The sequence below is a fragment of the Chitinophagaceae bacterium C216 genome, assembly GCA_028485475.2.
Lineage (GTDB): Bacteria > Bacteroidota > Bacteroidia > Chitinophagales > Chitinophagaceae > Niabella > Niabella composti.
This window is the reverse complement of sequence record CP144143.1, coordinates 452,905-474,035: the sequence shown is the minus strand read 5'-3', so window position 1 is coordinate 474,035 and position 21,131 is coordinate 452,905. Positions and strand designations below refer to the sequence as shown.

The window sequence follows — 21,131 nt, the reverse complement described above, 5'->3', positions numbered from 1 at the left end:
CGATGGTGTGAGCAATCCTAATACTGCCGTGTTAAGAATAAGTACGCTTTTTTAATTTGCGGACTTTCAAAAATAAAAATGTAATCAACCCAAACAGTATTCCGATTATGATGGCAAGAACCATGCTTCCGTAAATATACTGTTCTATATTCAGCCAAATTTTGGTAAGTGTCAACTCCTTGTTGAAAGAAATGTCTACCGCTCTGCCCCCCATAAAGGGTTTGCCTAGTTTATAACTTAGGAAAACGATAACGGGAATCAAAGGTGGAATGCTAATGTGCACAGCGAGTACAAATAAGGCTTTATTCAGTCTAAACAGATGTGCCAGCGCAATGCCTACTAGTAATTGAAATCCCCATATGGGTACAATACCCATAAAGCCTCCAAAGGCTGTGGAACAGGCTTTTACGATATCGGGCTCTCCGGGTTTTAGCAACAAATTTTTAAGTTCTTGTCGCCAGTTTTGCTTGGTAAACCGACGAAAGAAATTGCGTGGCCAAATGTAGCAAAAGCAGATGGTTACCAAAACTGTATTTACAATACTGATACGTGTAAAATCTTTAAAAGGCCTGAAATGCGAAATCCTTTCGTCTTTTGGAGGGTAGTATACAGTGATGGGTACCGATACTACCTTTACTCCTGCCCATGCAAGCCGCACAATCACTTCAATTTCGAACTCATATTTGCGCGTAAAGAACTTCATTTTTTTTAGAGCCTGGAGCGGGTACAATCTATAACCCGTTTGAGTATCGGGTAGCGCAATGCCCGTTTCCACCTTATACCAGAAATTGCTGAACTTATTGCCAAAGCTACTTTTTCCGGGAACATTGTCTGCTGTATCCATATTGCGCGCTCCCATAATCAGTGCCGGTCCTTCTTCTTGGAGTTTATGAATAAAAACCGGAAGATCTTTGGCAAAATGCTGCCCATCGGAGTCAATAGTAACGGCATAATCGTATTGCAGCTCTAGCGCTTTTTTGAAGCCGGTGCGCAATGCCATTCCTTTCCCTGCATTGGGGGTATAGGATACAATAGTAATATTGTCAAATTCTCTGAGAATTTGTTCCGTATTATCAGTAGAGCCGTCGTTTACAACAATTACATTATGTGTGTATTGCAATACATCGCAGATAACAGATTGAATGGTTCTGGCGTTATTATATGTAGGAATAATAACGCAGACCCTTAAATTATTAAAGGTATTTCTGATATCCTGATAATATGTAGATGGAGCTATCTTTTCCAAGCTTCAAAAATAAAGCTTGCAAAAGTATAAAACTAAAAAGTATATCGCACCGCCACCCCTAAGGTGCCTATCTGAAGCGGTGAAAATGAATCCGGAGCAGATAAGTAAACGGTCGGTCGCCAGTCTGCTGTAAGATTGAGCGGTGTATTTTTAAACTTGTAGTCAATGCCGCATGTTCCGAACAAGCCAGCACCGAATCCTTCATAAAAATTGTTTTTAGAAAAAATATGAAATAAGATTAAACCACCGCCGGCAAACCAACGTAGATGTTCATTTGTAGCAGTTTCAATATCTACATGATACTGATAAGCGCCTGCCAAGCTGATACCGGGAGAAAAACTTTGCCCCGAAGTGCCAGGTACATACATGTTGCGACCGCCAAATCCTAGGTTGAACTCTAATGCATCGTGATTAGCTAAAAAGCTTTTATAAGATAATGCTAGCACATCATAACCTATATAGGTGTTGAACCGAACACCTACAGCATTTTTGTAACCATTTTGAGCACAGAGAAAATTTGTTAATAACAAAAACAGTGCAACCGGCAGAAGAGTTTTCTTCATCTTCATAATAATGGAGTGTTTTTGTATTTAAGGGGCTAATGTAAAATATCCCACAAGGGGAATATTTAATACAATGTTTAATAGAGGGCCAGTGTGCTTTTCACACTCTTCAGTAAATAAAAAATACTTTTATTTTATAATTTTACGCATTTTTTAAAATGAATTATTGGAAATTACTTGTAACTGTTTTTTTCTTTTTTCTGATAAATAATCCTACATTAGAGGCTCAGGGATTGGATCGGACAAATTTGTATAAAGCGTTGGAAACAGGACAATCTGAAGCGATTGATCATCAATTGTCAGTGTTGAAAGATATAAAAGGAAACGACAAAACTGCTTTTGAGGGTGCTTTACTGATGCGTAAGTCTGCTTTATTAAAAGTTCCGGCTCAAAAGCTGAATACGTTTAAGCAGGGGCACAGACAACTGGAATTGGCAATCCGGGCAGAACCCAAAAATGTGGAATATCGTTTCTTAAGGTTGATGATTCAGGAGCATGCACCTAAAATGCTTCATTACAAGGGGAATTTATTAGAGGATAGTCAACTAATTGCTAAGGGGTTCAAATCTTTACAACCAACATTAAAAGCTATTGTATTGAATTATAGCAAAACCTCAAAAGCTCTGCCAGAAAGCTCTTTAAAATAATGGATAAGAATATATTAGCAGTTTATTATACCCAGTCGGGGCAGTTAAAGCAAATATTAGATAATTTTGTGCAGCCTTTTATAGACGCTGGACATACAGTGGAGTTTTTGGAAATAAAACCCACAAAACCATTTCCTTTTCCTTGGCCGATAGCCGATTTTTTTGATACAGTTCCGGAATCCGTAGAGGTAATTCCTACTTCGTTACAGCCTTGGGAAACAAAGCGCAATCAATACGATTTGGTGATTTTGGGTTGGCAACCGTGGAACTTATCGCCCAGCATTCCTTTTAATTCCATCATGCAGGATGAGAAGTTTAAGGCAATTATTAAGGATACCCCAGTTATTACCATCAGCGGGTGTCGCAATATGTGGATTAATGCTCAGGAAAAAAATAAAAAACTGATCCATGCGGCAGGCGCACGTCTGGTAGGAAATATTGCACTGGTCGACAGACATCTCAATCATTTGAGCTATGTAACGATATTTCACTGGTTAGGTACTGGACGTAAAGACAGAAAATGGGGGATATTTCCCAAACCTGGTGTATCTGATGAAGATATTCGGGGTGCATCGCGGTTTGGTGAGGTTGTGAAGGATTTTCTTCAGAAAAATAGCTGGGATGGGCTTCAGGAGAGCTTGCAGCAACTAGGTGCGGCTCGTGTCAAATATTCCCTAATGTTTATTGAGCGTAAGGCAGGAAAGATTTTTCAGAAATGGGTGAACATCATTAATAAATACCCTCAGAAAAGGAAAAAAATACTTGTTCTATATAAATATTACCTTGCCATTGCATTACTGGTAGCATCACCCATAATATTATTGGTAGATTTATTATTTTTCAGGGCATTTTTACAAAAAAGAATCAAGAGGCAAATGGAATATTATAGAGGCGTTGCTTATCATCCTGAAATTCACGCGTAAAGCTGCTGTTTTTTTATTTTAATTATTTGTTATTCGTAAATCAGTTATATTGGGCGGTGAAATAAAGGAGTTTTCTTGCCTAAATTTCATTCCTGATTATTTTAAAAGAGAAAAAAGAGTATGTCATTAAACGAAGTCTATATTACCCGTACCTCACATTATTTTCCTAACCAACCTGTAGGAAATGAGGAGATGGAAGAGTATCTGGGGTACATCAACGGAAAACCCTCCAAGTCGCGTAGAATTGTATTAAGAAACAATGGGATTACTAACAGATATTATGCTTTGGAGAAAGGTGGAAAGGTTACCCATACCAATGCCCAACTCACTGCAGAAGCTATAAAGGAACTTTTTAAAGACGACCCAGAAGGGTTCAAATCGGTAGATGTGTTGGCTTGTGGTACATCCTCACCCGATCAGATCATGCCCTCGCATGCAGTAATGGTGCATGGTTGGTTGCCTGAATTAGGTAAGCTGGAAGTAGTTTCCCCAAGCGGTGTATGTTGCGCCGGTATGCATGCATTAAAGTACGCTTACATGGCGGTGAAAACCGGAGACGCCCAGCATGCTATCGCTACCGGTTCGGAGAGATTTTCTGCTTCTTTAGTCGCCCACCAGTTCGAGGATGAAGTGCATAAGTTGGAAGAGTTGGAGCAAAATCCATATATCAGCTTTGATAAAGAGTTTTTACGTTGGATGCTGTCTGATGGTGCATCCGCCTTCTTGTTAAGCAATAAACCTAATCCGGAAGGATTAAGCTTAAAAGTGGAGTGGATAGAAGGACTTTCCTATGCCGATGATATGGAGCCCTGTATGTATTGTGGTGCTGAGAAGTTAGAAGACGGTACGCTGAAAAGCTATCTGGAATTTACACACGAAGAGCTGGGCGAAAAATCCATCATGAGTATTAAGCAGGATGTCAAGCTGCTAAGTCCCAATATCGTTCCGTTGGGAGGACGCCCACTGCCCGAGCTTTTCGAAAGAAGAGGGCTTAATCCGGATGATATTACCTGGTACTGTCCACACATGAGCAGCAACTTCTTCAGAGATAAGATTTACGAAGAGCATTTGAAATTAGGCCATCATATACCTTACGAAAAATGGTTCGTGAATTTGAGCTATGTAGGAAATGTGGGGGCTGCATCGGTATACCTAATGGTGGATGAACTGCTGCATAGTGGAAAATTGAAGAAAGGCGATAAAATATTTTTACTCGTTCCCGAAAGTTCAAGATTCAGCTATATGTATGCGCTACTTACCGTAGTATAAAGGCATATAACAATATTTAGAAAAGGTGGAGGCTTACAGCTTTCACCTTTTCTATTAGTAGGAGAAAACCTTAAATTCGTAGGAGAAAAGCAGGTTTGTTAAAGAATTGCTTTCTGAAATACAGTAAAATGAAAAAAGAGGAAATACCGCAGGACAACGGAGCATTGGGGCGTATTGCCAAAGAGGTTACCTACGTCATTGATGAAACAGGTAATTACACTATTGGTAAAAGCACAGGCTGGGAAGTAAAAACCGAAGCGTTAAATGTGGCCTGGAGTGAGGTAGAGAAGAAGATTGAAGCGGCACGCCAAAAAGTATTGAATGGCGGGGCTAGTCCTATCTTGTATTTCATGGAAAAAAAGATAATGGATATTTCTATTTTATCTTCCTATACCGGTTTCTGGAAATGGACCGTAAAGCGTCATCTAAAACCTTCTGTATTTAAAAAGCTATCAGATCAAAAGCTTCAGAAATATGCGGAAATATTTGAAATAAGTATTGATGAACTGAAAAATCCATTTGGGAAATAATTGTTGTGCCGAATGGAGCTTTGTTCATAGCTTTACCGCTTCTTAAGCATTAAAAAACTTACAGCAATTTTGGAAACAAGTCATCAAGCACATCATACTGAAGAATCTTTGGATAACCTGCATAGTGGTTTTCATCATATGCAGGCGGCGCATTGTGAAAATGGCGTTACAACGGCATTACTAAAGCATTACGGTATTCATAAGCTTACCGAGCCCTTGGTTTTTGGTATTGGATCCGGATTGTTTTACATTCAATTGCCTTTTATGAAGGTAAACGGAGGTCCGGCGATTTCCTTTCGTACCATGCCTGGACTGATTTTTAAAAGAACCTGTACAGCGTTAGGTGTTCCTGTTACACGTAAGAAATATACTTCTCCACAGAAAGCTATGCAGGAACTGGATGAACGTCTGGCACAGGGTAAGCCTACTGCGTGTCAGGTAGGAGTGTTTTATCTAACTTATTTCCCAAAGGAATATCGCTTCCATTTCAACGCTCATAATTTGATAGTTGTAGACAAGCAAGGCGATAACTATATCATTAGCGATCCCATCATGGAAACCTTGGTTTCCATGACCAGTTACGAATTACAGCGTGTGCGTTTTGCCAAGGGCGCATTTGCACCACGCGGGCAGATGTATTATCCGGGGGATAACCTAACCGAAGCTACTGATGAGCAGATTCGTAATGGTATTATTAAAGGCATTAAACGTAACTGTCGCGATATGCTGCTGATTCCCGGCTCCTTTGCCGGTGCAAAGGGTATTGCATACACCGGACGGCAGATAAAAAAATGGAAAAATAAACTCGGTGATGACAAAGCGCGCGCTTATTTGGCCCAGCTCGTGCGTATGCAAGAAGAAATTGGCACCGGGGGTGGTGGATTTCGTTTTATTTACGGGGCTTTTTTGCAACAAGCCCATGCTTATCTTCCTATCGACGAGTTACTCGATGTGTCACAACAAATTACTGTTACCGGCGATAAATGGAGGGGTGCTGCTATACAGGCTGCTGGTATTTATAAAGGACGCCTCGGCTCTCAAGCAGACTACGACGATATGGGAAACCGACTCATCGAAATTGCCGAACTGGAGAAAAAAGCCTTTAAAAACTTGCAAAATGCAATTAAAAAGGCAAAATCTTTAGTTTAGTATAGATGGAGTAGCGTCAAGTATCTTACCGATCGTTTCCGATAAAACATCTGATTATTGTTTTGGCGCATCCTGCGAAGAACTGTTTCTTCCAATTGTTTTCATTTGTATTAAATCAACCAGGAATGAGAATCCCATGGCAAAGTAAATATAGCCTTTGGGAATTTTTATTTCGAAGCCTTCAGCAATCAGTGTAAAGCCAATCAGCATCAAAAAGCAAAGCGCCAGCACTTTGAAGGACGGATGCCTACTGATGAAGGATGCGATAGGTTTAGACGCCACCAACATAATGCCTACTGTTACAATAACGGCGGTGTACATAATCCACAACTCATTTACCATACCTACCGCGGTAATAATGGAGTCGATGGAGAAAACCACATCCAGTATGATGATTTCTGACAGAAATTTTCCGAAGCTACCCGATTTTATCTGAGTGGGTGCATTAGGATTTTCCTGTTCGGTCTTATGATAAATTTCTTTAGTGCTTTTATACAATAGGAAAATACCTCCTGCAATCAGAATGAGCTCTTTCCCTGTAAATGGCATTCCGAAGAGGATGAACAATGTTTTATCCAACTTCAGAATCCAAGAAATGATGGCCAGCAAAATGAGGCGCATTACCATTGCCAAACCTATACCCCATAGACGCAGTTTGTTACGTTGTTGTTCAGGTAGTTTATCTGCAAGGATGGAAATGAAAATAATATTGTCTATTCCTAGCACTACTTCAAGCGCAATCAACGTAATAAGTGGAATAATAGCGTCAGCCATACAGAATACATTACGTTAATAATTATCGTAGTCAATATTTTCAATAAGCATGCCTGGTTGTAGTAGAACGGTTTTTATGCCCAGTTTTTCTGCATTGGGAAGATTGCCGATTGTATCATCTACAAAAATCGTTTCTTCGGCTTTAATACCTGCATCGTTCAGCACAAATTCATAAGCATCAGTGTTAGGTTTACGTAACCCGATGCCATGCGAGTAATAGGCCTTAGTAAAGAAGCTTTCCAGCGATGGATAAGATGTTTCTTTGCGAAGCTGTGCTGAGAAATAATCGTAATGAATGGCATTGGTATTGCTCAACAGATATAAGTTGTATTGTTCTTTTAGTTCTGTAAGAAATTGCAGACTACTTAATCGGTAATTTAATAGCAAGGCATTCCAAGCATCTCTTATCTGCTCATCGGTAATAGGTTGCGGAGCTTGATTTTTTACCTGTTTATAAAATTCTTGAGGAGTGATTTTTCCTGTTTCTAGATTTTGAAAAAGCACATTAGCATGATGTTGCGAAAACATGTCGTCGAAATTGCTAAATCCCAACGCTTCAAAAGCTTCAAAAGTTTTTTTGAAATCTATATTGTAGATAACACCTCCAAAGTCGTAAATAATATTCTTAATCATAAAACGAAGATAAGGCAAATGCGTTTGGTGGATTGTTGAATCTATGTTAATGCGCTTCCAGCCAGTTTTCTCCTTCGCCACATTCTGCTATTACCGGTACTCCATGAGGTAGATTTAATGCAGTTTGCATATTTTCAATAACCAGCGGCTTTAGTTCATTCACTTCATCTTTTCGCGCATCAAACACTAATTCGTCATGCACTTGCAAAATCATTTTGCTTTTCATACCTGCCTTTTTCATTGCTGCATGTATTTTTTGCATTGCCAGTTTAATCATGTCTGCTGCGGTACCTTGTATAGGAGAGTTGATGGCATTGCGCTCGGCAAAGCCTCGTACCGTAAAGTTGCTGGAGTTGATATCTTTTAGCCAGCGCTTTCTTCCCATTAGTGTTTGTACATATCCGTGTTCGCGCGCGAAATTGATGGTATCGTCCATATAGCGCTGAATACCGGAAAATTCTTTTTTATAACTATCAATGATGGCTTTAGCCTCGGTTCTTGAAATGCCTAAGTTATCCGCCAACCCAAAAGCGCCTTGACCATAAATAATTCCGAAATTGACGCTCTTAGCTTTGTAGCGCATTTCTTTGGTAACTTCTTCTGGCGACACATTAAATACTTTAGCAGCCGTGGCTGTGTGAATATCGGAGCCGCTTTTAAAAGCAGCTACCATGTTTTCATCGCCACTAATACCAGCCACAATGCGCAACTCTATCTGGGAGTAGTCTGCCGAAAGTAGTATGTGATTTTTATCGCGTGGAATAAAAGCTTTTCTTATTTCTCTTCCTCTGTCTGTGCGCACCGGAATATTTTGCAGATTGGGATTATTGCTCGCCAACCTTCCCGTAACGGCTACCGCTTGGCCGTAAGTAGTATGTACGCGTCCGGTTTTAGGATTGATCAGTTGTGGTAAGGCATCCACATAGGTGGATTTTAGTTTGGTCAATTCTCGATAGGCAATAATTTCTTCAGCAATGCTGTGCCCTTTGGCCGCCAGTTTTTGAAGGACCTCTTCGCCTGTTTGGTACTGACCTGTTTTAGTTTTTTTTGCCGAAGCATCTAGTTTCAGTTTTTCAAACAAAACTTCTCCCAGTTGTTTGGGCGAGGCCAGATTAAAACGCACGCCGGCTATTTCAAACACTTTTCTTTCTGCCTCTGCCGCCGCTTTTTCCAGCTCTAGCGAATAGGCTTTTAAAAATCCTTCATCAATGCGCACGCCTTCGTATTCCATATTCATCAGCACTGGTACCAAAGGATTTTCCACTTCATGAAAAACACGCTCTACTTCTTTTTTCTTGAGCAAGGGAGTGAAGACATTTTTCAGCTGCAGGGTGATATCGGCATCTTCTGCAGCGTAGTCTTTAATCTTTTCCAGCTCCACCTCTCGCATACTTTTTTGATGTTTGCCTTTTTTGCCGATGAGTTCTTCAATATGTATAGGTTCGTAACCCAGATATTTGGCACTAAGCTGATCCATACCGCGTTTACCATCGGGCTCTATAACGTAATGCGCCAACATAGTATCAAAGAGTTTTCCGGCAAACTCTACTCCGTACCATTTCATGATGAGGAGGTCGTATTTCAAATTCTGCCCTACCCAGGTTTTTGAAGGATCTTCGAATAAAGGTTTGAATGCTTCAATAAGCTGTTCTGTTTCCTTACGCTCTGGAGGGCAGGGTACCCAATAAGCCGTTCCAGGCATAACCGAAAAGCTCATCCCTACCAGCTCTGCAAGGTTGGCGTCGATATCCGTTGTTTCGGTATCAAAGCATATTTCGTCGTACTTGCTTAATTCTTGAACCAGCGATTGTACAGCTTCTTGTCCGATGACGGCTTTGTAATCGTGGGGTACATCGGTAATTTTTTTCAAAGAGGAAAAGGCCGGAGCGTCAGCTTCCTCTTCCATTACAGGTGTAGCTGGGGCTGCGCTTGTTTCTCCCCCAATAATATTTCCAAATAAATCTATCTGTACACCTTTACTTGTAGTACTGGATATGGTAGATTCGGTAGGCGCCGTAACTTCTTCACCCAACAATCTTTTGCCCAGGGTTTTGAATTCCAGCTCTGCAAATATTTCTCTCAGTACCTCTTTATTCCATTCCTTTACCCGAAAGGTTTCTTCATGAAAATCGATGGGTACATCGGTAATAATGGTGGCTAACTTTTTGGATAATATCGCCAAATCTTTTCCTTCTTGTACTTTCCGTCCTAATGCTCCCTTGATATGTTCGGCATTGGCCAGCACGTTTTCCAATGTACCATATTCGGCCAATAATTTGGCAGCTGTTTTTTCACCTACACCTGGAATACCGGGAATATTATCCACTGCATCACCCATGAGCCCTAACACATCAATCACCTGCGAAACGTTTTGAATATTCCATTTTGCACAAACCTCTTCGGGCCCTAATATCTCTGCTTCACTACCTTGATACCCCGGTTTGTAAATTTTGATTTTATCCGTTACCAGCTGGCCATAGTCTTTATCGGATGTTACCATAAATACTTCAAACCCCTGTTCTGCGGCCTTCTTGGCTAAGGTGCCGATAACATCATCGGCTTCATATCCGTCTTTTTCTACACAGGGAATATTAAAGCCTTCAATTATGCGTTTGATATCCGGCACGGCAATCAATATATCTTCAGGTGTTTCTTGGCGGTTTGCTTTATAATCAGCATAATCGGTATGACGTTCGGTCGGTTCATGCGTATCAAAGCAAACAGCCATGTGCGAAGGCTTTTGTTTATTGAGCAATTCCACCAATGTGTTGGTGAAACCAAATTGGGCGTTGGTATTTTTATTCTTACTGGTAATACGCGGACTACGAATTAAAGCATAATAAGCCCGGAATACCAGTGCATAGGCATCTAATAAAAACAGCTTTTTTTCCATATCTGCTAAGGTAGTGAGATTTGTGCTTCAGGCCGGATACAAATGGTGTTTTGTATAGATTTTATGATACAGGCTGTAGTGCTTCTATCAGCGTAATTGTGTCACTCACTTTATTTGTGGTGCATACCTCATCACAAAAAGGCGGCTCGTATATACGAGCCGCCATGCTTCCAAAAATCATGAAAAAATAGAAGACTGTTATTGCTTAACATCAAATCTGTCCAGATTCATCACTTTGTACCATGCCGCAATAAAGTCTTTCACAAATTTTTCTTTTGCATCATCGCAGGCATATACTTCAGCTACAGCTCTCAGTTCAGAGTTAGAGCCAAAAACAAGATCTGCACGTGTTCCGGTCCAACGTAATTCGCCTGTCTTACGGTCAAATCCTTGATACAATTCTCTGTGAGAGCCTTCTACCACTTTCCATTCAGTAGCCATATCCAACAGATTTACGAAGAAATCGTTGGATAGTACGCCTACACGATCAGTGAAGACACCGTTTTGAGAGCCGTCGGTATTGGTACCTAGTACGCGTAAACCACCTATTAATACAGTCATTTCAGGAATGGTAAGTGTCAATAGCTGTGCTCTGTCGATAAGGGCTGCTTCTGTAGAGAATGGGGTATATCCTTTTTTGAAATTGCGGAATCCATCTACTTTTGGCTCTAGGAAGGAGAAGGCCCATTCATCGGTTTGTTCTTGTGAGGCATCGCCGCGGCCTGGCAGGAAAGGCACCTTGAAGTCGAATCCTGCAGCTTGAATCGCTTTTTCCAACCCTACATTGCCTGCCAGCACAATGATGTCGGCAAGAGAAATATCGATACCGGCGTTATTGACATCGGTTTTTACGATTTCCAATGCTTCGAGTACTTTGTTCAGCAATGCGGGATTATTTACCTCCCAGTTACGTTGTGGCGCCAGACGTATGCGGGCACCGTTGGCACCACCGCGCTTATCAGATCCACGGAAAGTAGAAGCCGACGCCCAGGCTGTAAATACCATTTCAGAAACGCTTAAGCCTGTAGCTTCTATACGGGCTTTTACTTTGTTAATTTCATCTTCAGTCAGGTTGTAATTGCCTGCGGGTACAGGGTCCTGCCAGATTAAATCTTCTTCCGGTACTTCGGGACCTAGATAGCGCGATTTTGGACCCATATCGCGGTGTGTCAATTTGAACCAAGCTTTGGCAAAGGCATCGGCAAATTCATCCGGATGTTCAAGATAACGACGTGCAATTTTTTCGTATATGGGATCGTAACGCAGCGCTAGGTCGGTAGTAAGCATGGTAGGTTTTACCTTTTTGTTAGGGTCGTGTGCATGTGGAATGATTTCTCCCACATTTTTTGCAACCCATTGATGCGCTCCGGCAGGAGATTTGGTTAGCTCCCATTCAAAACCAAACAGATAACTTAAGTATAAATTAGACCATTCGGTGGGTTTGCTGGTCCAGGTTACTTCCAGTCCGGAGGTAATAGTATCGCCTCCTTTACCGGTACCATAGGTGCTTTTCCATCCCAGGCCTTGTTCTTCAAGGTCGGCAGCTTCGGGTTCTTTGCCTACATGATCGGCAGGGCCGGCACCATGCGTTTTTCCGAAGGTATGACCACCTGCAATTAAGGCAACGGTTTCTTCATCAGTCATACCCATTCTGGTAAAAGTGTCACGGATGTCTTTGGCAGAAGCCACAGGGTCAGGATTGCCATCGGGTCCCTCAGGGTTTACATAAATCAGTCCCATTTGCACGGCTGCCAATGGGTTTTCTAGGTTTCTGGAATGTATCTTTCCGTCTGCATCATCCTCCGACACTAGTACGCCTTCACCTTCAACGCCTGCTGAGCCATGGGCGTATCTTTTGTCGCCTCCCAGCCAGGTAGTTTCAGAACCCCAGTATACGTCTTGATCGGCTTCCCAGGTATCTTCACGCCCTCCACCGAAACCAAAAGTTTTTAGTCCCATTGATTCTAAAGCTACATTACCGGCAAGAATCATAAGATCTGCCCAGGAAAGCTTGCGTCCATATTTTTGTTTTACCGGCCAAAGCAATCTTCTGGCTTTATCAAGGTTTACGTTATCGGGCCAACTATTGAGTGGGGCAAAGCGTTGTTGTCCGCGACCACCGCCGCCGCGGCCGTCTTGGATACGATAGGTTCCGGCACTGTGCCATGCCATACGGATGATTAAGGGTCCGTAATGACCGAAGTCGGCAGGCCACCAGTCTTGAGATGTGGTGAGTACTTGCTTAATGTCTTCTTTTACGGCATTTAAATCTAATGATTGAAAGGCTTCGGCGTAGTTGAAGTCTTTATCCATAGGATCGGATAACGAAGAATGTTGCCGAAGAATGTGTAATCTTAATTGATCAGGCCACCAGTCTTTATTTTGTGTTCCAGTGCCTGCAACACCTTTGTCCATGCTTCCGTTGTGGAAGGGACATTTGCTGATGTCATTTGCATTTTTTTCCATTGTTGAACATTTATGTATGTGCAAACAAACTTAGAACAATAGTTCTATAAGAAAAATCGATTAATTCTATTTTGCTATAAGTATTATCTATGAAGATGTATCTATAAGTTTATAGAAAGGGTTGGATATTGACGTTTTTTAAAGAATATTTATATATCATTGCAACTTATTATAACCTATAGGAAATATGTATATCTGCTGGGCGTTTATACTATTGCCTTATCCTATTTAGCCTAATGTTTAATGGATAAACAAAATGACTAACAAAAGGACCTCTCCAATTAAAGAAGTATGGTGTCAAAATATTAAAATGGAGTTAATGTTTCCCTCGGTGTTGCGCTCCTGATGTTTGTTACGTTCCATAATGTGGAAAGATTTTTGCTGAATGGTAATGTCGTTTAATAAGATTGATTAATCATTAAATCAGAAGCGTACCCAGTAATGGCGATGAAAAAAATAAAAAGTACTTCTTTAGTTATATCCACCTACAATTGGCCCGCAGCCTTGAGGCTTTGTTTGCAAAGTGTTATGAACCAATCTGAGTTACCTGATGAGGTAATTATCGCAGATGATGGTTCGGGGTCTGAAACCAGAGAGTTGATCGAGTCTTTTCAAGAAAAATTCCCTGTGCCATTAATGCATGTATGGCATGAGGATAAAGGGTTTAGAAAAACTGTTATTCTTAATAAGGCCATCAAACAAGCTTCGGGAGCGTATATTATTCAGGTTGATGGCGACGTAATTCTGCATAAGAACTTTATTGCTGATCATATTTTTCTAGCCGAAGAAAATTGTTTTGTACGTGGTTCGAGGGGTATGCTCACTCCCGATAAAACAAAGCAGCTTATTAACGGTAATGCGGAGGCTAGGCTCCACAGCTTATCGTCGGGTATTTTAAATAAAATGAATGTGCTTCGATGCAAGTGGTTGGCCCCTGTTATTGCGAGAAAAAGCCTTTCTTCCAAATCCGTAAGAGGCAGCAATCTTGCATTTTGGAGAAAGGATTTTGAAATGGTGAATGGATATAATAATAATCTTATTGGCTGGGGACATGAGGATGAAGAACTGGCAACAAGATTTACGAATAAAGGTATATACAAAAAGGTGGTAAAACTGGCTGCTGTGCAATATCACTTACATCATAAGGAGGCCTGTCGAAAGAACGAGCCGCTCCATGCAGAATTTGTATTGCGTATAAGAAGAATAAATACCATATATTGCGCTAACGGACTTAATCAAATTTAATCGCAATAATGGCAACAGCGGCAAACCAGGCTAATATATCACTGATTGTCTCTACTTATAACTGGCCCGAAGCCTTGCGTCTTTGTCTGATGAGTATTCGGGCACAATCCATGTTACCTAAGGAAGTTATCATTGCTGATGATGGTTCTGGAAAAGCTACAGAGCAATTAATTGATGAGTTCCGTAAAGACTTTCCTATACCGCTGATACATGTATGGCAGGAAGACAAAGGCTTTCAGCTAGCACGTATCCGTAACAAGGCTTTTGCAAAAGCTTCGGGCGATTACATTGTACAGATTGACGGCGATTTGATACTACATAAAAGGTTTATTAAAGATCATTTCGATTTTAAAAGAGAAAATTGCTTTGTTACGGGTAGTAGGGTAATAATGTCGCCCGAACTGTCTGAAAGGCTTTTGAAGAAAAAAGATATTAAGGTTTCTGTTTTAAGCAAGGGAATTACCAATGTATTTAATGGCTTGCGTATTCCATTTCTTTCCCGTTTAATGCATGGTTACAGGCAAAACGACATTATGTATGTACGAGGCTGTAATATGGCTTTCTGGAAGAAGGATCTTATTACTGTAAACGGATATGATGAGTCTTTTGTAGGTTGGGGGCGCGAAGACAATGATATTGCTGTGAGGTTGAATAACGCCGGTGTACAGAAACGTACCATGAAATACGCCGGAGTAGTATTTCATATTTATCACCCTATGAAGTCACACGCTGATCTGGAAAAAAATGACTACCTGCTACGAAAAGCAGTGGAGGAGGGAACGATTCTTTCCTCGTTGGGAATAAGCCAATATCTTTAAGAAGTTTGAGTAATTCCAAATATATTATCCAGCCGTTGATAAGCTTGTTCCTTTGCAAAGAATAAATCGAAGGTGGCCGATGCCATATGGCTTTGACGCTCGTAAAAAGCCGTATCATGCAACAATTGTTGGATAGCGGATGCAAACTGCGTGGCATCATTCGTTGCAATGCAACCATTATTTACTTTATTTAACAAACCATCCAGTCCTCTGTGATTACATACAATAGGCAGACCAAAGGATAATGCCTCTACCACTTTTATCTTAATACCGGTTCCCGATAACATAGGGCATATGGCTACTTTCGCCTGAGTGTAATAATCAGCCAAATCGTCTACAAACAATATTTTTTCTACGTTAGGGTAGTCATCAATATAACGTGTAATCTTACCAATTACACAAATTTTTATATCAGATGGTAACAATGGATACACCTGTTTGAAGAACCACTCTGCTGATAGCTGATTATGTCTGATATCGCTCGCCACATAAATGATATCGTATTTTTTATCCTTGAAATCACGTCGTACAGAAGGTTTGTCCAACATAGTTTGTACAAGGCGCACATCATTTTTACAAAACTGACTGAATATATAATGTTCTTCGGTAGATACGGTCCATATCATATCAAACCACGATAATCTTCTCATTTCTTCTTTAAACGATGCGCCAATGTCAAAGTTTTTATGATGCTGATGTTGGGAAGTAAAGAAATCGTGCGTATCAATAATTGTGGTAGCACCTTTTAAATAAGGATTATTATGAATTAACGATGCACAAGTTACGTAGTTGATCAGCACGAAATCGTAACTGTTTTTTTTTAAAATATTATCGAATTGTTTTTGATAATAACGTGTAATGTGGTCGTATATGGGGGCTTTATAAAAGCCAGCTTTCTTTTTTATGAAGAATTCGGGAAGTTTATGAGAAAGAAAATAACGTAATATATTTTTTTTTGAAGGTTTACGGTCTAACACAAATAACCTGTCTGCAAGTCCTGTTTGTTGAAAAGTGGCTATATCGCTATCAGACCACATACCCCATTCTCGATCACTCACAAAATCCACAGCGATGTCTCTTCCTTTAAAATATTGCAAAAGTTGTAGGCTCCATGTCTTATTGCCATGATTTTTGCTTAAAGGGTTGTCAAGCATCTGGTACAGGACTCTCTTATTGCTCATGCGCCAAAGTTAGCCATGAATAAGACATTTCACAATCTGAAATGCTGATAAAGATGTTAATTTATTGATTGTTGAAAAACACAAGTTATTTGTGTTGCATTTGCTCATTATATTACGTTATATACTAGTGTTTGTGTTTGATGATTCCATGAAAGGTATTAAGATTTTGTATTTTTTCCCATATCCTATTGTAAATAGAAATCACGGGAACGTTACACGCGCGATTCAGTTTTTACAATATTTTGAAGCCCGTAAAAACCATATCAGTGTTGACTTCGTGACGGAAGAGCATAATTATGTAACGGATGAGAAAGAAAAGATGGAGCTTCTTTTCCCGGGGCTTCGTACATTCTTTTTGCAACGTAAGCACGATAAAAGCAACTATTTAAGATATCTTATTAAGGGAAAAATTCCGCATATCATTAATAAACGCCAACAGAAAAAGTTTCATACACATATTCCCTCTGAAGTAACGCATCGTGCCCGACAACAGTTTGATGAAATTCTGAAAGCCAATAGTTATGATGTGATTATCATCAGCTATGTGTTTTGGGCTTCACTAATACGAAATAATCCATATATCGGAAAGGCAAAGCTGGTGATGGATACACATGATTTAATGACCGGTCAGTATAAAAGCAGGGAAGGTTTTCGGTTGGGGGCTACATTTGAAGAGGAGATGAATATCTTGAATGAATTTCATGAAACCTGGTCTATCTCCACTGATGAACTGTATTTATTTTCGCAGTTTGCACCAAAATCAAAACACTTCTTTGTGCCGGTGATGTTTGAAAAAAAACCGGTGGCAGTAAGTGAAGACAAACCCTACGACCTCATTTATGTAGCCAGCGATAACCCTTGCAACCAGAAATCGGCGAAGTGGTTTTTTGAAAAGGTATATCCCTTACTTCCTCAACATCTAAAGATTTGTGTTATCGGCGGCATCGTAAAGTTTATTCCCGACTTACCTAATGTACACAAAGTGTTTTTTGCCGAAACATTGGATACTTACTATCAGCAAAGTAAGATTGCCATATGTCCTATGCTGGAAGGCACTGGTGTAAAAGTGAAAGTGGTGGAAGCTTTTTCCTTCGGGCTACCTGTTGTATGCACGCTAAGAGGGCTGGACGGGTTGCCTGCGAAAAAACACAACGGCTGTCTGATGGCAGCGGATGAAGCCGCATTTGTGAAACATATTCTCAATCTGCTGGAAGATGCGACACTTTATAATAGAGTGCGCGAGGAAGGGATCGCTATGATTGAAAAGTATTTCGATAAAGAATCGGTATATCGGGAATTGGATGAAATATTAGGAATTGCTTAAGTTGCATAACGGAATGAGCGCTCAAAAAGCCATTCCTTTTGCACTATGACCAATTTTATTCCCATTTTTCCGTTGCAACTGGTAGTGTTCCCAGGTGAGCATCTGAACCTTCATATATTCGAACCGCGTTATCAGCAGCTCATTACAGAGTGCTATCAAGCAAAAAAGCCGTTTGGAATACCGGTTGTTATTGATAAAAAAATACAGGATTATGGCTCACTGATACATGTACAGGAGATTGTAAAGACCTACCCCAATGGGGAGATGGATATAAAAACCACAGCAGAAAAAGTTTTTCGTGTTCTGGAAGTAATCCCCTCGGTGCCGGAAAAATTATATTCAGGTGCTATCGTTAACTATTTGCCCAATGATTGGGAGGGCAGCAAGTCTATGATGAAAACACTCATTCAGCGGATGAGGGACTTTCATGCTAGATTGCAGGTGGAAAAACAGTTTTACAAAAGCGAAGAAGAGCTCACCTCATTCGATATTGCCCATCATTCGGGACTTACTTTGTGGCAGGAGTACGAGCTATTGCAGCTTACCAGCGAACGTCAGCGCCAGGAGTATTTAAAAAAGCATTTTGAAGCGCTTCCGGCTATTGAAGAAGCTCAAAAAATCAGAGAAAAAATTCAAATGAATGGCCATTTCAGATATACAGATGGGTTTGAAGTAAAATGAGTAATTGAAAACTTTACCTTCTGATTTTCAACTTTTCTACCTACTTTCACGTCATGTCCGTTACTATTTGTTTTGATTTTGGAAACACCCGCAAGAAGGCCGCCATTTTCGAAAACAGCGAAATTGTAAAGGTGCTGAACTTGCAGGATGATGCGTCTGCAACTATCGAATCCCTCATAACTACTTATAAACCAGACAATTCTATTTTATCCTCTGTAGTACAGCACAACCCTGAAATAGAGGATATTCTGAAAAGAAATACCCGATTTCACTTGCTCGACCATACTTCAAAGCTGCCCTTTACTACGCCGGCCAAGCATCCTGAAACTATTGGTGCCGATAGGTTGGCTTTGCTGGCTGCCGGTGTGCATTTTTTTCCGGGAAAAAACTTATTATTGATTAGTCTTGGAACCTGTATTACCTTAAACTTTATCAATAAATACAAAGAGTTTTTGGGAGGTTCTATCTCTCCGGGGCTGGAGATGAGGCTCAAGGCTTTAAATCATTATACTGCCAAGCTGCCTTACACACCTCCCAGAGCTGATGTTCCCCTCATTGGTTATGATACGGATTCCAATATTCTGTCGGGTGTGATCTTGGGAATGGCTTATGAGCTGGACGGATTTATAAACGAGTATAAGGCTCGGTTTAGCAACTTTAACGTGGTATTAACCGGTGGCGATGTGCAACATTTGGCATCACACATTAAAAACAGGATATTTGCCGACCCTGATTTAATATTTAAAGGCTTATATGCTATTAGTGAGATTAACAATGCTTAGGAAATTACGCTGTTCTAAAAGCCAGGCATTAGCGGTTCTTAGCACTTTGCTTTTTTATAATGCACTGGCGCAGGACAATTCGCCATATTCAAGATACGGACTGGGAAACCAAGTACCTACCACCAATGTGGCTAACCGGGGTATGGGGGGTGTAGCTGCTGCTTATAATGATGCTTATACCGTAAACTATGCCAACCCGGCGAGTTATGCCTTCTTTTCTTCTTTTCAGGAAACTAATTCCCGAAAGTTAAGTTCAGGAAGGGTAGCGTTTAATATTGGAGCCGACCTTCAAAGCCGCACTCTTACAGACAGAGATGCGCAGTCGAAATTCAGTTCTCCCAATATTCTTTTTAGCCATGTTATGATGGGAGTTCCTGTGCGAAAGAACTGGGGATTGGCGTTCGGATTACGTCCGCTTACCAGCATCAATTATAAAATACAGAATACAGGGGTGATGCGCGATCCCAATACCAACTTGCCCATCGACTCCTTTACTACGGTATATGAAGGGCAAGGAGGCGTATATCTAGCTTCTTTGGGAACCGCAGTGAAATTTAAAACCGGAAAATCGCAATATTTAAGCTTAGGAGTGAACGGAGGTTATATGTTTGGCCACCGTGATTACAGCACCCGACTTTCATTTATCAACGACTCCATCAGATATTCCAGTGCCAATTACGAGAATAAAACTTCAATTGGCGGACTATATTTTGATGCAGGGCTGCAGTATCACTTTAAAGCAGGCGAGGATTTGTATGTAGGGTTAGGTGCTTACGGTAATTGGAAACAAAAAATCAACACCTCCCGCAATTTTGTAGCCGAAACATATACTTATAACCCTAATCTGGGTAATGTACCGATTGATACAGCTTATTCCTCCAGCAATATCAAGAGCAATATTCTATATCCCTCCAGTATTACCGGAGGATTTACGATACAGAAACTACCAGGCATCGATGCCAATGAGGCGGGGTGGATCGTAGGAGCAGATTTTACCTATAATAATTGGAAGGAGTTTAGAAGCGAAGGACAAATTGATACCGCTGTAAAAAGCAATTGGCAGGCCAAAGTAGGTGCTGAGTTTCACCCGATACCCAAGAAAAGCTACCTGAGTCGTACGCTGTATCGAGTGGGTTTCTTTACGGGGCCGGATTACATCTATTTGAGACAAAAGACCCTGCCTACACTAGGAGTTTCTGTGGGAGTAGGATTGCCTATTGCCAATTACAGTCCTCAAGCACGCTATCAGGCCAGCATGGTTAATCTAAGTTTTGAATTTATAAAGCGCGGTAATAACGATAATATTTTAAAAGAAAATTTATACCGCTTGTCGCTAGGTTTTTCCCTTACTGATCTGTGGTTTATCGGAAAAACTAAGTATTTCGAGGATTAAGCAATGCGCTTATTGTATCTTAGCACCAACTTTAACAGCATAGCCTTGAGATACTTTTTCATTTTTTGGGGTGCATTGTTGATGCTTTCGTGCGAAAACAGCGAGAGCGATATTCAGGCGCTTAATAGAAGATCTGTTCAAAAAGATGAAGCTCGGAAAGTGGAAAGCTTTTTATCTCAGGGGGGACAGGTAAAAGCCCGTCTTGTCACTCCTGTAATGCTGCGTGTGAATGCCGATACTCCGTATGTAGAATTTCCTCAATCGCTTCATGTAGATTTTTATAACGATAGCAAAATTGTTGAAACACGACTGGACAGCAAATACGGTAAATACTATGAAAAACTGAATAAGGTTTACCTGCGTGATAGTGTGGTAGTGGTGAGCATCAAGGGCGATACGCTTCTCTGCGAAGATTTATGGTGGGATCAGAACAAAGAAATATTTTACACCGACCTTCCCGTATTGCTGAAATCTCCTGCACAATATATTCCGGCCAAAGACGGACTGGAGGCGACACAAGACTTTAAGAAGATTACTTTCAAAACTGTTCATGACAGCCGTCTCGTAACCGAGGAAGGCACATTGCCATAAACAAATTTTCAAGCTAACTATAG

Annotated in this window: 19 protein-coding genes; 12 read left to right on the top strand and 7 right to left on the bottom strand. The window is 40.7% G+C overall.

Features of this window, described 5'->3' with window-relative positions:
* Window positions 1–31: 31 nt before the first annotated feature.
* Both PIECOFPK_RS01940 and PIECOFPK_RS01935 read right to left on the bottom strand, forming a co-directional pair.
* Window positions 32–1,246: a DUF2062 domain-containing protein gene (locus PIECOFPK_RS01940; protein WP_330974667.1), complete on the bottom strand. Its 1,215-nt coding sequence runs from the start codon at window positions 1,244–1,246 to the stop codon at window positions 32–34.
* A 32-nt stretch (window positions 1,247–1,278) separates the two neighbouring features.
* On the bottom strand, window positions 1,279–1,815 hold the full coding sequence (locus tag PIECOFPK_RS01935; RefSeq protein WP_409966390.1) for a hypothetical protein: 537 nt from the start codon (window positions 1,813–1,815) through the stop codon (window positions 1,279–1,281).
* Between the two features lie 152 nt (window positions 1,816–1,967).
* Here PIECOFPK_RS01935 and PIECOFPK_RS01930 point away from each other — a divergent pair, with 152 nt between their 5' ends.
* From PIECOFPK_RS01930 to PIECOFPK_RS01910, 5 genes are all read left to right on the top strand, one after another.
* Entirely contained in the window at window positions 1,968–2,456 is a 489-nt protein-coding gene (locus PIECOFPK_RS01930; RefSeq protein WP_330974665.1) for a hypothetical protein, read from the top strand.
* On the top strand, window positions 2,456–3,379 hold the full coding sequence (locus tag PIECOFPK_RS01925) for a hypothetical protein (RefSeq protein WP_409966389.1): 924 nt from the start codon (window positions 2,456–2,458) through the stop codon (window positions 3,377–3,379). The genes PIECOFPK_RS01930 and PIECOFPK_RS01925 overlap by 1 nt, the downstream gene beginning before the upstream one ends.
* Before the next feature lie 120 nt (window positions 3,380–3,499).
* Window positions 3,500–4,648, top strand: a complete 1,149-nt coding sequence (locus PIECOFPK_RS01920) for a beta-ketoacyl-ACP synthase III (protein WP_330974663.1) — start codon at window positions 3,500–3,502, stop codon at window positions 4,646–4,648.
* A 128-nt stretch (window positions 4,649–4,776) separates the two neighbouring features.
* Window positions 4,777–5,178, top strand: coding sequence for a hypothetical protein (locus PIECOFPK_RS01915; RefSeq protein WP_409966388.1), 402 nt, complete (start codon window positions 4,777–4,779; stop codon window positions 5,176–5,178).
* Between the two features lie 69 nt (window positions 5,179–5,247).
* Window positions 5,248–6,327 carry a BtrH N-terminal domain-containing protein gene (locus tag PIECOFPK_RS01910; protein ID WP_330974661.1) on the top strand — a complete coding sequence of 360 codons (1,080 nt, stop codon included), beginning with the start codon at window positions 5,248–5,250 and terminating at the stop codon, window positions 6,325–6,327.
* Window positions 6,328–6,381: 54 nt separating this feature from the next.
* Here the strand turns inward: PIECOFPK_RS01910 and PIECOFPK_RS01905 are convergent, their stop codons facing one another.
* The 4 genes from PIECOFPK_RS01905 to katG all read right to left on the bottom strand — a co-directional run bounded on the left by PIECOFPK_RS01905 (window position 6,382) and on the right by katG (window position 13,093).
* Window positions 6,382–7,101 (bottom strand): TerC family protein, encoded by a 720-nt coding sequence (locus tag PIECOFPK_RS01905; protein ID WP_330974660.1) that lies wholly within the window; start codon window positions 7,099–7,101, stop codon window positions 6,382–6,384.
* Window positions 7,102–7,116: 15 nt separating this feature from the next.
* A complete protein-coding gene (locus tag PIECOFPK_RS01900) occupies window positions 7,117–7,734 on the bottom strand; it encodes an HAD family hydrolase (protein WP_409966387.1) in 618 nt (205 codons plus the stop codon).
* 46 nt (window positions 7,735–7,780) lie between these two features.
* Complete coding sequence (gene polA, locus PIECOFPK_RS01895; protein ID WP_409966386.1) at window positions 7,781–10,627, bottom strand: DNA polymerase I; 2,847 nt, start codon at window positions 10,625–10,627, stop codon at window positions 7,781–7,783.
* A 198-nt stretch (window positions 10,628–10,825) separates the two neighbouring features.
* Window positions 10,826–13,093 (bottom strand): catalase/peroxidase HPI, encoded by a 2,268-nt coding sequence (katG, locus tag PIECOFPK_RS01890; RefSeq protein WP_409966385.1) that lies wholly within the window; start codon window positions 13,091–13,093, stop codon window positions 10,826–10,828.
* Window positions 13,094–13,534: 441 nt separating this feature from the next.
* Here katG and PIECOFPK_RS01885 point away from each other — a divergent pair, with 441 nt between their 5' ends.
* Both PIECOFPK_RS01885 and PIECOFPK_RS01880 read left to right on the top strand, forming a co-directional pair.
* Window positions 13,535–14,338, top strand: coding sequence for a glycosyltransferase family 2 protein (locus tag PIECOFPK_RS01885; RefSeq protein WP_330974656.1), 804 nt, complete (start codon window positions 13,535–13,537; stop codon window positions 14,336–14,338).
* A gap of 8 nt (window positions 14,339–14,346) precedes the next feature.
* The gene (locus PIECOFPK_RS01880; RefSeq protein WP_409966384.1) at window positions 14,347–15,156 is read left to right on the top strand and encodes a glycosyltransferase family 2 protein; all 810 of its coding nucleotides are present in this window, start codon (window positions 14,347–14,349) and stop codon (window positions 15,154–15,156) included.
* On the opposite strand, the gene PIECOFPK_RS01875 is transcribed toward PIECOFPK_RS01880, so the two are convergent.
* Window positions 15,153–16,337, bottom strand: coding sequence for a glycosyltransferase (locus PIECOFPK_RS01875; protein ID WP_409966383.1), 1,185 nt, complete (start codon window positions 16,335–16,337; stop codon window positions 15,153–15,155). The two genes, PIECOFPK_RS01880 and PIECOFPK_RS01875, sit on opposite strands and share 4 nt — an antisense overlap.
* Window positions 16,338–16,437: 100 nt before the next feature.
* Between PIECOFPK_RS01875 and PIECOFPK_RS01870 the strand changes: the two genes are divergently transcribed.
* Genes PIECOFPK_RS01870 through lptC form a run of 5 tightly spaced genes read left to right on the top strand, consistent with a single transcriptional unit; the run spans window position 16,438 to window position 21,108 of the window.
* Entirely contained in the window at window positions 16,438–17,661 is a 1,224-nt protein-coding gene (locus PIECOFPK_RS01870; RefSeq protein WP_330974653.1) for a glycosyltransferase, read from the top strand.
* Window positions 17,662–17,706: 45 nt separating this feature from the next.
* The gene (locus PIECOFPK_RS01865) at window positions 17,707–18,342 is read left to right on the top strand and encodes an LON peptidase substrate-binding domain-containing protein (RefSeq protein WP_409966382.1); all 636 of its coding nucleotides are present in this window, start codon (window positions 17,707–17,709) and stop codon (window positions 18,340–18,342) included.
* A gap of 53 nt (window positions 18,343–18,395) precedes the next feature.
* Window positions 18,396–19,124 (top strand): type III pantothenate kinase, encoded by a 729-nt coding sequence (locus PIECOFPK_RS01860; RefSeq protein ID WP_330974651.1) that lies wholly within the window; start codon window positions 18,396–18,398, stop codon window positions 19,122–19,124.
* The gene (locus PIECOFPK_RS01855; protein ID WP_330974650.1) at window positions 19,117–20,517 is read left to right on the top strand and encodes a hypothetical protein; all 1,401 of its coding nucleotides are present in this window, start codon (window positions 19,117–19,119) and stop codon (window positions 20,515–20,517) included. The genes PIECOFPK_RS01860 and PIECOFPK_RS01855 overlap by 8 nt, the downstream gene beginning before the upstream one ends.
* Window positions 20,518–20,562: 45 nt before the next feature.
* On the top strand, window positions 20,563–21,108 hold the full coding sequence (gene lptC, locus PIECOFPK_RS01850; RefSeq protein ID WP_409966381.1) for an LPS export ABC transporter periplasmic protein LptC: 546 nt from the start codon (window positions 20,563–20,565) through the stop codon (window positions 21,106–21,108).
* Window positions 21,109–21,131: the final 23 nt, after the last annotated feature.